Genomic DNA, 15,400 nt, shown 5'->3' on the forward strand with positions numbered 1-15,400 from the left:
GACGTCACGGGGTGAGGTGCGCCGCGAGCCGCGACCGCACCAGGTCGATCACGGCGCCGGACTGCGCGTTGAGATAGAAGTGCCCACCTGCGAACACCGTCAGCTCGAACGGTCCCGAGGTGTGCTCGCCCCACGCGCGCGCCTCGTCCACCGTGGTCTTCGGATCGTCGTCGCCGACGAGCGCCCACACCGGGCAACTCAGCTTCTCCCGGGGGACGTAGCGGTACGTCTCGACCGCGTGGTAATCGCTGCGCAGCGCCGGCAGGATCATCTCCCGCAGTTCGGCGTCGTCCAGCAACTGGGCGTCGGTGCCGTCGAGCCGGTTCAACTCCGCCATGACACCGGCGTCGTCCAGCAGGTGCACGTTCTCGTCGCGGAAACGGGACGGCGCCCGTCGCCCGGAGGTGAAAAGGCCCACCGGGGCCGTGGCGTCACGTGCCAGCCGGCCGGCCACCTCGAAAGCCACCATCGCGCCCATGCTGTGCCCGAACAGCGCCAACGGGCGGTCCGTCCACGGCCCCAACGCCTCGTACGCCCCGTCGGCCAACGCGCCGATGCTGTCGAGGAACGGCTCCCTGCGCCGGTCCTGACGCCCGGGGTACTGGATCGCCACCACGTCGACGTCCGGCGCCAACGCACTCGAAACGCCGTGGAAGTAGCTTGCCGACCCGCCCGCGTGCGGAAAACACACCAACCGGGACGCCGCCCCCACGGACGGATGGAAACGCCGAATCCAGTCGCTGGTCGCCTCGACGCCGTTCATCGCGATGAACCTCTGCTTCCCGCTCGGAGTACCCGGCGCAGCGGAAGCGCCAGGGCGTACCTGAGCGACGAATCCTACTGTCGATGCCTCCTGCAACAACCCCTAATAAACCGCATCCCACGGTAGCCGGTGAAAGTAGATCATCCGTAAAGCCGCCCCACGGTTTCCTAGGGGTTGTGACCCCCGGGACTCCGCATAGGGTTTGGATTGGATGCGGAACTCCGGGTGCCGGACAGGTGGAGGAGAACTCTGATGGTGACGACGAAGGCCGCAGTTATGCGCGAGAAGGCCGGGGACTTCACGATCGTGGATATAACCGTGTCCGAAGAACTGCGCGCCGACGAGGTGCTCGTACGGATTGCCGCTACCGGTGTCTGCCACACCGACCTCCTCGTACGGGACCAGATCCTGCCCCCGCCGCTCCCGGCCGTCCTCGGTCACGAGGGCAGCGGTACGGTGACCGCCGTCGGCACGGGCGTCACCACCTGCGCCGTCGGCGACCGCGTCGTCCTCGCCCCGCTCAGTTGCGGAAACTGCCGCAACTGCCGTGCCCTGCACCCGATGCACTGCACTCTCTGGGGCCCGCTGAACCTCCGCGGCCGCCGCCCCGACGGCAGCACCGCCTACCGCGACGACACCGACACCGAACTCAACGGCCACTTCTTCGGCCAGTCGTCCTTCGCCGGCCACCTCGTCGCCCACCAGCGGTCCGTCGTCACCGTCCCGGACGAGGCGCCCCTGGAGCTAGTCGGCCCCCTCGGCTGCGGTCTCCAGGCCGGTGCCGGCGCGGTACTCAACGTACTTCGGCCCGAACCGGGATCCGCCATCGCCGTCTTCGGCGCCGGCGCGGTCGGCCTGGCCGGCGTCATGGCCGCACGCATCCTGGACTGCGACCCCATCATCGTCGTCGACCTGCACCGCAACCGCCTCGACCTCGCCGTCGAACTCGGCGCCACCCACGCCTTCGACGCCGGTTCCAGCACCCTGGTCGGTGACATCGTCCGCACCACCACCGGCGGCGCGGACTACGCCCTGGACGCCGTCGGCCTGCCCCGAACCGCCCGCAACGCGCTGGACGTGCTCAACATGGGCGGCGCCGCGGCGATCGCCGGATCCAGCGGCACCGGCCAGGACGTGGCCTTCGACCTCACCCAGCTGATGGGCCGCAGCGTGCACGGCGTCATCGAGGGTGACAGCGACCCTGCAACCTTCATTCCCCAGCTCATCGACCACCATCTCGCCGGTCGATTCCCATTCGAGAAACTCGTCCGGACCTATCCGTTCGAGGAGATAGCCGCCGCCGTACGCGATTCCGAAACCGGAGTCACCGTCAAACCCGTTCTCGTGTACTAGCCGCCAGTCGATACAGCGGCCTTTCCTGCCACTTTCCATCACGGACCGGGGGTTTCGATGAGTGACGCCGAGAACATCGAAGGCGAGCGGGGAAATGCCGCCGCCGACGGCCAAGCGATCGCGGTCATCGGGATTGCCTGCCGATTCCCGAAGGCTGATGGACCCGAGCAGTTCTGGGAACTGCTGAGCGGTGGGCAGCACGCCGTCACCGGCGTGCCGAAGGAGCGCTGGCCTGCGCCCGAACCGGGCCAGACCTGGGCCATGGGCCTCAAATGGGGTGCCTTCCTCGATAACGTCGCCGACTTCGACCCGGAGTTCTTCGGCATCTCCTCCCGCGAAGCGGATTTCATGGACCCCCAGCAGCGCCTGCTGCTGGAACTCGGCTGGGAAGCGCTCGAAGACGCCCGCCTGCGCCCCGCCGACCTCGCCCACGGACAGGCCGACGGCGGCGTCGGCGTGTTCGTGGGCGTCAACACCGACGACTACGCCAAGTACCTCTCCCGCGACGCCGCCCTCGCGGTCGGTACCCACCACGCCCTGACCGGCGGCCAGCGCGGCCTGGTAGCCAACCGGCTCTCGTACGTCCTCGGCCTGCGCGGCCCCAGCATGACCGTCGACACCGCACAGTCCTCCTCACTGGTCGCCCTGCACCTCGCCTGCGAGAGCCTGCGCCGGGGCGAGTCCCGGATCGCCATCGCCGGCGGGGTCAGCCTCAACCTCATACCCGAGACCGCTGTCACCACCGCGAAGTGGGGCGGACTGTCCCCGGACGGCCGCTGCCACACATTCGACGCGCGCGCCAACGGCTATGTCCCGGGCGAGGGCGGCGGCACGGTCGTCCTCAAGCCACTGCACCAGGCCCTCGCCGACGGCGACCGTATCCACTGCGTCATTCGCGGCAGCGCGACCAACAACGACGGCGGCGGCCGCACCCTCACCACCCCCAGTGTCCAGGCGCAGACCGAGGTGTTGCGGCGCGCCTACAAACAGGCCGCCGTCCGACCGGACGCCGTCCAGTACGTAGAACTGCACGGCACCGGCACGAAGGTCGGTGACCCTGTCGAGGCCGCCGCGCTCGGGGCGGTCCTCGGCGCCGCCAGGCCCGCCGGCGAGCCGCTCGCGGTCGGCTCGGTCAAGACGAACATCGGCCACCTGGGCGGGGCGGCCGGCATCGCCGGATTCATCAAGACCGTCCTGTGCCTCAAGCACCGCCTCCTTCCGGCCAGCCTCAACTACGCCACCCCGAACCCTGACATCCCGCTGGACCGGCTCAACCTGCGAGTGCAGAGCGAGTCGGCGGGGTGGGCACGGCCGGAGCTGCCGCTGATCGCCGGGGTCAGCTCCTTCGGGATGGGCGGGACGAATGCGCACGTGATCGTCGAGGAGGCGCAGGAGGCGCAGGAGGCGCCCGCGCAGGAGCCCGAGCGGGAGGGCGGCTTCGGTGCGGTGCCGTGGGTGGTGTCGGGGCGTTCGGTGGAGGGTTTGCGGGCGCAGGCCGGGCGGTTGCTGGCGCGGGTCGAGGGTGACCTGGGGTTGTCGGTGGTGGATGTGGGTGCGTCGTTGGTGGGGACGCGTTCGGTGTTCGAGCATCGTGCGGTTGTGGTGGGTGACGGGCGGGATGGGCTGGTTGAGGGTCTGGCGGCGCTGGCTCGTGGTGAGGTGTCGTCTTCCGTCACCACGGGTGTGGCGGGTGTCGGTGGTGTGGGTGTGTTGTTCACGGGTCAGGGTGCGCAGCGTGTGGGGATGGGGCGGGGGTTGTACGAGGCGTTTCCGGTGTTTGCTGGTGTGTTGGATGAGGTGTGTGGGGCGTTTGATGAGTTGTTGGGTGGGTCGTTGCGTGAGGTGATGTTCGAGGGTCCTGTGGGGGTGTTGGATCGTACGGAGTGGGCGCAGCCTGCGTTGTTCGCGGTGGAGGTGGCGCTGTTCGCGCTGGCGGAGTCGTGGGGTGTGCGTCCGGAGCTTGTTGCGGGGCATTCGGTCGGTGAGCTTGCTGCTGCGTATGTGGCGGGTGTGTGGTCTTTGTCGGATGCGGTGCGGGTGGTTGCTGCTCGGGGTCGGTTGATGGGTGTGTTGCCGTCGGGTGGGGCGATGGTGGCTCTGCAGGCGTCGGAGGGTGAGGTGCTTGGGCTGCTGGACGGTTCGGTGGGTGTGGGTATTGCGGCTGTGAACGGGCCTGAGGCGGTGGTGGTTTCGGGTGTGGAGGCTGCGGTTGTTGCGGTGTCCGAGTCGGTGGCGGGGTGGGGTCGCAAGACGAAGCGGCTGGTGGTCAGTCATGCGTTCCACTCGCTTCTGATGGACCCGATGCTGGATGAGTTCCGGGCCGTCCTGGATACGGTTGAGTTCAATGAGCCCACGCTTCCGGTGGTGTCCGCTCTCACTGGCCGGGTCGCGGAACCGGGCGAGCTGTCGGATCCGGACTACTGGGTGCGGCACGTCCGTGAGCCCGTCCGGTTCCACCAGGCTCTGGCCGCGCTCTCCGAGCGGGGCGTGACCACCTTCGCCGAACTCGGCCCGGACGGCGTACTCACCGCGATGGCCCGCACGTCGTGCCCCGGAGCCGCCGCCGTGCCGTTCCTGCGGCGGGGACGCGACGAGCCGCTGTCCGCGGTCACTGCCCTGGCCCGGCTGCACACCCTCGGCGTCAGCGTGGACTGGTCGGCCCATGTCACCGCGAGCCGGACCGTCGACCTGCCCACATATGCCTTCCAGCGGCGCCGGCACTGGGTCGACCTCGACCAGGACCGGGCAACCGTCCTTCCGACGGCGCCTCCGCCGACGGACGGCGAGGCGGTGAACGGTGCCGAACCCGGGCTGCGGCAGAAACTGTCCCAACTGGGCTCCGCGCAGCAGCTCATGGCGGTGAACGAGCTGGTGCGTCAGCAGACCGCGGCCACGCTCGGCGGGATCGACGCCCAGGCCGTCGAGATGGACAGGACCTTCAAGGCGCTCGGCTTCGACTCGTTGATGTCCGTCGAACTCTGCGACGGACTGAAGGCAGGCACCGGCCTCGGCCTTCCCGCCGGATTGGTCTTCGACTATCCGACACCGAACGAGCTGTCAGATCACCTCCTGGCCGAACTGACCGGGTCCACGAGCGGAGCTGCATACGCGCTCGAGGTCCCGGTGCGGCAGAAGATCGCCACCGAGGACACACAACTGGCCATCGTGGGCATGGCCTGCCGATTCCCCGGCGGCGTGACCACACCCGAGGAGCTGTGGCGGATGGTGTCCGAGGAAGAGGACGCCATCACCGCCTTCCCGGCCGACCGCGGCTGGGACACCGATGGGCTGTACGACCCCGACCCCGAGCACTGGGGCACCAGCTACGCCCGCGAGGGTGGATTCCTCCACGGGGCTGCGGAGTTCGACGCGGGCTTCTTCGGCATCTCGCCGCGTGAAGCGCAGAGCATGGACCCGCAGCAGCGGCTGCTGCTGGAGACGTCGTGGGAGGCGCTGGAGCGGGCGGGCATCGACCCGCACTCGCTGCGCAACAGCCGCACCGGCGTCTACGTCGGAGCCACCACCCACGACTACGGACCACGCACGCACCAGGCCCCCGAGGGCTTCGCCGGGTACCTCCTCACCGGGAGCACCCCGAGCGTGATCTCCGGCCGCGTGGCCTACTCCCTGGGTCTTGAGGGCCCGGCAGTGACGGTCGACACCGCGTGCTCGTCGTCACTGGTTGCCCTGCACCTGGCGGCGCAGGCCCTGCGCACCGGTGAGTGCTCGCTGGCCCTTGCCGGCGGCGTCACGGTCATGGCATCGCCCGGCATGTTCCTGGAGTTCAGCAGGCAGCGCGGGCTGTCGGCGGACGGCCGCTGCAAGGCGTTCTCGGCGGACGCGGACGGAACGGGCTGGGCGGAAGGCGTCGGCATGCTGTTGGTCGAGCGGCTGTCGGACGCCCGCCGCAACGGCCACCGGGTACTGGCCGTGCTGAGCGGTTCGGCGGTGAACCAGGACGGCGCCTCGAACGGACTGACCGCACCCAACGGGCCGTCCCAGCAGCGAGTAATCCGGCAGGCCCTCGCCAGTGCGCGACTTTCCGCCGACGAGGTCGACGCGGTGGAGGCCCACGGCACCGGAACCCGGCTCGGTGACCCCATCGAGGCGCACGCGCTACTGGCCACGTACGGGCAGGACCGCCCGGCCGAACGCCCGCTGTGGTTGGGGTCGTTGAAGTCGAACATAGGTCACGCCCAGGCCGCCGCCGGAGTGGGCGGCGTGATCAAGATGGTGATGGCGCTCCAGCACAGGATGCTTCCGGCGACCCTGCATGCGGCGGAGCCGACCCCGCAGGTGGACTGGGCCTCGGGCGGCGTGCGACTGCTGACGCACGCGCGGCCCTGGGAACAGGCCGGGGGAAGGCCCCGCCGGGCCGGTATCTCGTCGTTCGGGATCAGCGGGACGAATGCGCACGTGATTGTGGAGGAATCGCAGGAGGCGCCCGCGCAGGAGCCCGAGCGGGAGGGCGGCTTCGGTGCGGTGCCGTGGGTGGTGTCGGGGCGTTCGGTGGAGGGTTTGCGGGCGCAGGCCGGGCGGTTGCTGGCGCGGGTCGAGGGTGATCCGGGGTTGTCGGTGGTGGATGTGGGTGCGTCGTTGGTGGGGACGCGTTCGGTGTTCGAGCACCGGGCGGTTGTGGTGGGTGGTGGGCGGGATGGGCTGGTTGAGGGTCTGGCGGCGCTGGCTCGTGGTGAGGTGTCGTCTTCCGTCACCACGGGTGTGGCGGGTGTCGGTGGTGTGGGTGTGTTGTTCACGGGTCAGGGTGCGCAGCGTGTGGGGATGGGGCGGGGGTTGTATGAGGCGTTTCCGGTGTTTGCTGGTGTGTTGGATGAGGTGTGTGGAGCGTTTGATGAGTTGTTGGGTGGGTCGTTGCGTGGGGTGATGTTCGAGGGTCCTGTGGGGGTGTTGGATCGTACGGAGTGGGCGCAGCCTGCGTTGTTCGCGGTGGAGGTGGCGCTGTTCGCGTTGGCGGAGTCGTGGGGTGTGGTGCCTGGCGCGGTGGCGGGGCATTCGGTGGGTGAGCTTGCTGCTGCGTATGTGGCGGGTGTGTGGTCTTTGTCGGATGCGGTGCGGGTGGTTGCTGCTCGGGGTCGGTTGATGGGTGTGTTGCCGTCGGGTGGGGCGATGGTGGCTCTGCAGGCGTCGGAGGGTGAGGTGCTTGGGCTGCTGGACGGTTCGGTGGGTGTGGGTATTGCGGCTGTGAACGGGCCTGAGGCGGTGGTGGTTTCGGGTGTGGAGGCTGCGGTTGTTGCGGTGTCCGAGTCGGTGGCGGGGTGGGGTCGTAAGACGAAGCGGCTGGTGGTCAGTCATGCGTTCCACTCGCTTCTGATGGACCCGATGCTGGACGACTTCCGGGCCGTCCTGGATACGGTTGAGTTCAATGAGCCCACGCTTCCGGTGATCTCCGCTCTCACTGGCCGCCTCGCCACCGCAGGTGAGCTGTGTGATCCCGAGTTCTGGGTGCGGCATGTCCGTGAGCCCGTCCGGTTCGCGGACGTTGCCGAGGCCATGAACGACGAGGGAATCACCGCTTTCACCGAACTGGGCCCGGACGGGGTGCTGTCGGCTCTCGTGCCCGGTTGCGTGCCCATGCTGCGGTCCGGCCGTGACGAGCCCCGTACCGCTGTGTCCGCTCTCGCGTCCCTCTTCGTGCAGGGACAGTCCGTCGACTGGTCCGCACTCTTCACCGACACCGGCGCCAGGACCGTCGACCTCCCCACCTACGCTTTCCAGCGCACCCGCTACTGGCTCGACGCCGAACCCGGCCCGCTGGGGCATCCGCTGATCGGTCCGGTGGTGGAACTCGCCGGCGGCGGAGCGGTGGTGTCGGGGCGGCTGTCCCGGCGGACGCACGGATGGCTGGCCGATCACGCGGTGCTGGGCACCGTGCTGGTGCCCGGGACAGCGTTCGTCGAGCTCGCTTCGTGGGTGGGGGAGAGGTGGGGTGCCGGAGTCGAGGAGCTGACGCTGGCGGCGCCGCTCGTACTGCCGGAAAGTGACGACGTCCAGGTCCAGGTGATCGTCGGTGAGCCCGATGACAGCGGCCGGCGCGACATCGCAGTCCACTCGCGGCCCGGCAGCCGGGACGAGTCCGGCGGCGACGAGCCGTGGATACTGCACGCGAACGGCCGTCTGCTGTCCAGCCGTACCGACATCCGGCCTGTCACCCTGCAAGGGGAATGGCCGCCGGCCGGTGCCGTTCCGCTGGACATCACATCGGCGTACGAACGGCTGGCCGAAGCCGGTTTTGTGTACGGGCCCGCATTCCAAGGGCTTCGAGCGGTCTGGCGGAACGGCGACGACGTCTTCGCCGAAGTGGAGCTGCCTGCCGAACAGCAGCCCTCGGCAGCGTCGTACGCACTCCATCCGGCACTGCTCGACGCCGCCCTGCACGCAATGGTGCTCAGCGGCCTTCTCGACACCGGAACCGACCCCGCGGTGCGCCTGCCGTTCTCGTGGCAGGGCGCGGACATTCACGCATGGGGAGCCTCCGCCCTGCGGGTCCAGCTGATCCGGACTGCCCCTGACACGGTGTCACTGACCGCCACCGACCCGGCCGGGCAGCCGGTCGCCACCGTCGACGGTCTGGTCTGGCGCGAGGTGCCCGACAGCCGGCCGGCCGACGCACGAGGACGCCACCACAAGTCGCTGTACAAGGTGGAGTGGGCCGACCAGCCCGTGCCCGAGGAGGTCGCCCTGGAACGCTGGGCGTTCCTCGGCGAGCGGGTGCCCGGTGAACTGGCCGGTCTCGACGGCATCGGGACGTACCCGGACCTGGACGCGCTGCACACGGCCGTCGCGGCGGGCGAGCCGCTGCCGGTCGTCGTCGTCGCCCCCTTCACGGGCGAGCCGGAACAGCGGCCGGACGCCCTGCCCGAGGTCGCGCACGCGGCCACCCGGCGGCTCCTGGAGCTGGCCCAGAGGTGGCAGGCCGATGAAGAGTTCGCCACGAGCCGGCTTGTGGTCGTCACCAGCGGCGCCGTCGGGGCAGGTACGGAACCGGGCGACGACTCCGTGCCCGACCTTGCCGCAGCTCCCCTGTGGGGCCTGATCCGCTCGGCGCAGACCGAGAGCCCCGGCCGGTTCGTGCTCGTCGACCTCGACCCCGATGCCGGCGCGGACGCCTGCCGGCTGCTCCCGGCGGCCGTCGCCTCCGGCGAACCCCAAATGGCTCTGCGCAGCGACATGCTGAGGGTTCCACGACTCGTCCAGGTGCCTGCGGTGGCCGCCGACCCGATCACATCGCCCCGCTTCGACCCGGCCGGGACCGTACTGCTGACCGGCGGCACCGGCCGCATCGGCCGACTGCTGGCCCGGCACCTGGTCACTGAGCACGGGGTACGGAACCTGCTGCTCACCAGCCGGCGCGGCCAGGCAGCCGACGGCGCCGACACGCTCGCCGCCGAACTGGCCTCGCTCGGCGCGGATGTGACGATGGCCGCCTGCGATGTCGCCGACCGCGACGCCGTGGCCGAACTGCTCGGGTCGATTCCCGCCGACCGGCCGCTGACCGGTGTGCTGCACGCGGCCGGCGTACTGGACGACGGCGTGCTGGGCGCTCTGACCTCCGAGCGGCTGCGGCATGTGCTCAGGCCGAAGATCGACGCGGCCTGGCACCTGCACGAGCTGACCCGGGGCCTGCGACTGGACGCCTTCGTACTCTTCTCCTCCATCTCCGGGTTGCTCGGCGCGGCGGGGCAGGGCAACTACGCCGCGGCCAACACCTTCCTCGACGCTCTCGCCGCCCACCGGCACCACCTCGGACTGCCCGCGCACGCGCTGGCCTGGGGGCTGTGGGACCAGAGCGGCGGCATGGCCGAACGGCTCGACACCGCAGACCTGGCCAGGATGGCCCGGGCCGGGATCGCACCGCTGAGCGAGGCGGAGGGGCTGGCCCTGTTCGACACCGCCCTCGATCAGGACCGCGCCCTGCTCGTCCCGCTGCGGCTGGACGCGGAAGCCGTACGCGCCAACGCCGAGGCGGACGGCATCCCGGCACTGCTGCGTCGTCTCGTACGGGCGCCGATCCGCCGGGCCACCGCCACCGGCGCCGCACAGTTGGTCATGGAGCGGCAACTCGCCGGGGTCTCCGCGGAGGACCGCCAGCAGGCCCTGCTCGAACTGGTCGGCGCGCAGACCGCTGTCGTCCTCGGTCACCCGGCCTCGTACCGGATCGAGCCAGGGCGGCCGTTCAAAGACATCGGCTTCGACTCGCTCGCCTCGGTCGAGCTCCGCAACCGGATGAACACCGTGACCGGGCTCCGGCTGCCCGCGACCCTCCTCTTCGACTACCCCACGCCCGCGGCACTGGTCGGCTACCTCGACGCCGAGGTGAGCGGAACGACGAACGGCGACGCGCAGGCAGCTCCGGCCACGTCCTCCGCGGTCGACGAACCCATCGCCATCGTCGGAATGGCCTGCCGCTACCCGGGCGGCGTCACGTCCCCCGACGATCTGTGGCGGCTGGTCGACGAGGGTACCGACGGCATCACCGGCTTCCCCGTCGACCGCGGCTGGGACGCCGAGGCGCTCTATGACCCCGACCCGGAACGCGCCGGGACGAGCTACACACGCGAAGGCGGCTTCCTCCACGGTGCGGGAGGGTTCGACGCCGACTTCTTCGGGATCTCGCCACGGGAGGCCCTGGCGATGGACCCGCAGCAGCGGCTGCTGATGGAGGCCTCCTGGGAAGCGGTGGAACACGGTGGCATCGACCCGCACAGCCTCCGCGGGCAGCGCGTCGGCGTCTTCGCCGGACTGATGTACCACGACTACGCGCCCCCGCTGGAGCAGATGCCGGACCACCTCGAAGGGGTCCTGCTCACCGGCAACACCGGCAGCGTCCTCTCCGGCCGGGTGGCCTACACCCTCGGCCTCGAAGGCCCGGCGTTGACGGTCGACACCGCCTGCTCGTCCTCCCTCGTGGCCCTGCACCTGGCGGCCCAGGCGTTGCGGTCCGGCGAGTGCTCCATGGCGTTGGCCGGCGGGGTCACGGTGATGTCGACACCGGGCACCTTCGTGGAGTTCAGCCGCCAGCGGGGTTTGTCGGCGGACGGCCGGTGCAAGGCGTTCTCGGCGGACGCGGACGGTACGGGCTGGGCAGAGGGTGTCGGGGTGCTGCTGGTGGAGCGGCTGTCGGACGCCCGCCGTAACGGCCACCGGGTGCTCGCGGTCGTACGCGGCTCGGCGGTCAACCAGGACGGCGCGTCCAACGGCCTGACTGCGCCGAACGGTCCCTCGCAACAGCGGGTAATCCGGGCGGCGTTGGCGAATGCCGGGCTCTCCGGAGGTGACGTGGATGTGGTGGAGGCGCATGGCACCGGGACCCGGCTGGGCGATCCGATCGAGGCACAGGCGGTGCTTGCGACGTACGGGCAGGACCGTTCCGCGGACCGGCCGTTGTGGCTGGGGTCGTTGAAGTCGAACATCGGGCATACGCAGGCCGCCGCCGGAGTGGGCGGCGTGATCAAGATGGTGATGGCGCTCCGCCACGGGGTGCTGCCCAAGACGCTCCACGTGAGCGAGCCCACCCCGCAGGTCGACTGGGATTCCGGAGCTGTCGGTCTGCTCACCGAGCGGCGGCCCTGGCCGGAGCCGGCGGCCGGCCGGCCGCGAAGGGCTGCGGTGTCGTCCTTCGGGATCAGCGGGACCAACGCCCACGTCGTCATCGAACAGGCTGCCGATCCGGTGGACGCCCCAGGACCGGACGATGAGGGCACGTCTCCCGTGACCGTCCCGTGGATCCTCTCGGCCAAGTCGGCGGCGGCGCTGCAGGCGCAGGCGCGACAGCTCCTATCCGCGGTCGAGTTGGACGCCTCGTCGGATACCCCGACCTCCCCGGCGGACATGGGGCTGTCACTGATCACTCAGCGGTCCCTGCTCGATCACCGGGCGGTGGTCGTGGGATCTGACGCGGTCGAATTGGCCGCTGGCCTGGCGTCGTTGGCGGCCGGTGAGTCGGTGGCGGGTGTGGTTCAGGGAGTTGCCGCCGGTCCTGGGCGGGTGGTGTTTGTTTTTCCTGGTCAGGGTGGGCAGTGGGTGGGGATGGCGGCGGGTTTGTTGGGGTCGTCGCCGGTGTTTGCTTCTCGGTTGGTGGAGTGTGCTGAGGTGTTGGATGCGTTGACGGGTTGGTCGTTGTTGGATGTGGTGCGGGGTGTGGAGGGTGCTCCGTTGTTGGAGCGGGTGGATGTGGTGCAGCCGGTGTTGTTTGCGGTGATGGTGTCGTTGTCGGCGTTGTGGGCTTCGGTGGGTGTGGTGCCGGCGGCTGTGGTGGGTCATTCGCAGGGTGAGATCGCGGCGGCGTGTGTGGCGGGTGCGTTGTCGTTGGAGGATGCGGCTCGGGTGGTGGTGTTGCGGAGCCGGGCGATTTTGGTGTTGTCGGGGCTTGGGGGTATGGCGTCGGTGGCTTTGCCGGCTGTGGAGGTCGGTGAGTTGTTGGGGCGGTGGGGGTCGGCGTTGTCCGTTGCGGTGGTGAACGGCCCGTCCTCGACGGTTGTCTCCGGTGATGGGCAGGCGCTCGATGAACTGCTGGCGGATTTGGCGGCCAGGGGTGTGCGGGCCAAGCGTCTGCCGGTGGATTACGCCTCCCATTCGGTACATGTGGAAGCCATCGAGGATGAGTTGTCGCGGGTGCTGGCGTCGGTTGTGCCGGTGTCGAGTGGTGTTGCGTTCTATTCGACGGTGACGGGTGGGGTGGTCGACACGACCACACTCGACGCGGCGTACTGGTATCGGAATCTGCGGCAGACGGTGCGGTTCGAGGACGCGACCCGCGCGCTGTTGGCTGATGGCTACACCGTCTTCGTGGAGGCGAGTCCGCATCCGGTGCTCGCGGTGGGTGTGCAGGAAAGCGCTGAGGCCGCGGGTGTCGATGTGGTGTTCACCGGTTCCCTGCGCCGGGACGAGGGCGGACTCGACCGCTTCCTCCTCTCGGCCGCCCAACTCCACGTCCACGGCGTCCCCGTCGACTGGAAACCCCTGTTCTCCGGAACCGGCGCCCGAACCGTCCCGCTCCCCACCTACCCCTTCCAGCACCAGCACTACTGGCTGACGACCACTACCGCACCCCAGCAGGACACTCACGGCACCGATCCGGCGGAGTCGGAGTTCTGGCAGGCCGTCGAGGACGGCGACGTCCAGGCGGTGACAGACGTTCTGGCCGCCGAGAAGGAGGGCCCGTCGGCCGACCAGCTGAACACCGTACTGCCCGCGCTCACCTCCTGGCGCAAGGGCCGCCGCCTGCAGAAACTCCTCGACGGTTGGCGCTACCGCACCAGCTGGGTCCCCGTCGAAGCCTCCACCACGGATTCCCCGGCCGGCGTCTGGCTGCTGCTCGGGGCCGACCCCGGCCGACCGGACGACACCTGGACGGGTGCCGTGTCCGCCGCACTCGCCAACCGTGGCGTCGACGTCCGGTACGTCCCCTTCGGACCGGACCCGTACGACCGCGCCGACTTCGCGCAGCGACTCGGTGAAACGGCCGCGGGCGATCCTGTGAGCGGTGTTCTGTCACTGCTCGCCCTCGACGAGGAGACGTTCCCCGGCCATCCGACCGTGTCCCGGGGCACCGCCTCGACGGTCACCCTGCTCGGCGCGCTGGGCGACGCCGGGGTCGAGGCGCCGCTGTGGTGTGCGACCCGGGGATCCGTCGCGGTCGGAGCCACGGACCGGCTGACCAGCCCGGCGGGCGCGCTGGTATGGGGCCTGGGACGGGTTGCGGCCCTGGAGCACCCCGAACGCTGGGGCGGCTTGGTCGACCTGCCGGACCGGCCTACCGAACGAGCCGTCGGCACTCTCCTCGGCGTGCTGGCCGGACCCGCGGGCGGGGAGGACCAGCTGGCGGTACGGAACGCCGCGCTCTACGCCCGACGCCTGGTCCGCGCCCCGCGCCGCGACAGGGAGAGCCGCGCCTGGACACCGACCGGGACCGTACTCATCACCGGTGGTACCGGCTCCATCGGCGCACGGATGGCCCGTTGGGCTGCCGAGGCCGGCGCGGAGCACGTGGCACTGGTCGGCCGACGCGGCGCGGCGGCACCCGGCGCGCCCGAACTGGCCGCCGAACTGAACTCTCTCGGCGCCCAGGTCACCCTGCTGGCCTGCGACGTCGCCGACCGGGAAGCGGTGGCCGAGATGATCCGGGAGGTCCATGACACCGCGGGTCCGATCCGTACCGTCATCCACGCCGCAGGCACCGTGGAGTACACGGCGCTCGACGGGACGACGGCCGCCGCGTTCGCCGCCGCCATCGATACCAAGACTGCCGGCGCCCTGCACCTGGACGAGCTGCTGCACGAGATGCAGGACGAGGACCTCGATGCCTTCGTGCTCTTCTCGTCGCTCGCCGGCGTCTGGGGCAGCGGTGAGCAGGCTTCGTACGCGGCCGGCAACGCCTACCTCGAAGCGCTCGCACACCGGCGCCGCGCCGACGGCCGCCCGGCCACCACCATCGCCTGGGGCTCGTGGGGCAGCGGTGGCATGCTCGCCGACGACAAGAGGCAGCAGCTGGACCGCGGCGGCGTCCTGACCATGGCCCCCGAACCCGCGGTCGCCGCTGTACCGCAGGCCGTCGCCGACGGCGAAGTGTCCCTCACCGTCGCCGCCATGGACTGGACCCGCTTCTTCCCGGCCTTCACCATGCACCGGGACAGCCCCCTGCTGCGGGACCTGCCCGACGTACGGGCGCTGCTCGCGGCGGATACGGCCGCGGAGGACCTGCGGCAGCGTCCGACGCAGACCGCGGACCTGGCCGCACTGCCGCCGCGCGAGCAGGCCAAGAAGGTGCTCGAACTCGTCCGACGCGAAGTAGCCGCAGTGCTCGGCCACACCGCTTCCGCCGCGGTCGACGCCGAACGCGCCTTCAAGGAAGCCGGGTTCGACTCGCTCACGGCCGTCGAGCTACGCAACCGCCTCAAGGCCGTCACCGGCCTGCCGCTCCCGGCCACGCTGATCTTCGACTTCCCCAGCCCCGCCAAACTCGCGGACCACCTCCGATCGGAACTCGTCCCCGCATCGCACGTCCCCGCCGGGAACGGCTCCACCTCGGACCCGGACGAGTCCTACGTCCGCGGTCTGATCGACTCAATCCCCGTGGCCCGCCTCCGGGACGCAGGAATCGTCGAAACCCTGCGGCAACTCGCCGAACCCGGCGCCGAACCCGACGACGCGGATCCGTCCGCCGAAATCGACTCCATAGACATCGCGGACCTTGTCCGGATCGCGTCCCGGCGGGACTGATCTCCTCCTAGCGCGAAGGGTCGTTCCCATGGCCACGTCCACCTCGAC

3 protein-coding genes are annotated in these 15,400 nt (G+C 70.2%); 2 read left to right on the top strand and 1 reads right to left on the bottom strand.

The annotated features are described in order from the left end of the window. Positions 1-4: 4 nt before the first annotated feature. Positions 5-763: a thioesterase II family protein gene (locus SH922_RS37010; protein WP_393062911.1), complete on the bottom strand. Its 759-nt coding sequence runs from the start codon at positions 761-763 to the stop codon at positions 5-7. Positions 764-1,015: 252 nt separating this feature from the next. Between SH922_RS37010 and SH922_RS37015 the strand changes: the two genes are divergently transcribed. Both SH922_RS37015 and SH922_RS37020 read left to right on the top strand, forming a co-directional pair. Continuing rightward, a complete protein-coding gene (locus tag SH922_RS37015; RefSeq protein ID WP_393062912.1) occupies positions 1,016-2,116 on the top strand; it encodes an NAD(P)-dependent alcohol dehydrogenase in 1,101 nt (366 codons plus the stop codon). Positions 2,117-2,173: 57 nt separating this feature from the next. After that, on the top strand, positions 2,174-15,352 hold the full coding sequence (locus SH922_RS37020; RefSeq protein ID WP_393062913.1) for a type I polyketide synthase: 13,179 nt from the start codon (positions 2,174-2,176) through the stop codon (positions 15,350-15,352). The last annotated feature ends 48 nt before the right edge of the window (positions 15,353-15,400 follow it).

The sequence above is a fragment of the Streptomyces sp. LN549 genome, assembly GCF_043203805.1.
Taxonomy (GTDB): Bacteria; Actinomycetota; Actinomycetes; order Streptomycetales; family Streptomycetaceae; genus Streptomyces.

Coding starts and splice junctions, on each gene's coding strand:
- SH922_RS37020 (WP_393062913.1), top strand. CDS start 2,174: ATGAGTGACGCCGAGAACATCGAAGGCGAGCGGGGAAATGCCGCCGCC.
- SH922_RS37010 (WP_393062911.1), bottom strand. CDS start 763: ATGAACGGCGTCGAGGCGACCAGCGACTGGATTCGGCGTTTCCATCCG.
- SH922_RS37015 (WP_393062912.1), top strand. CDS start 1,016: ATGGTGACGACGAAGGCCGCAGTTATGCGCGAGAAGGCCGGGGACTTC.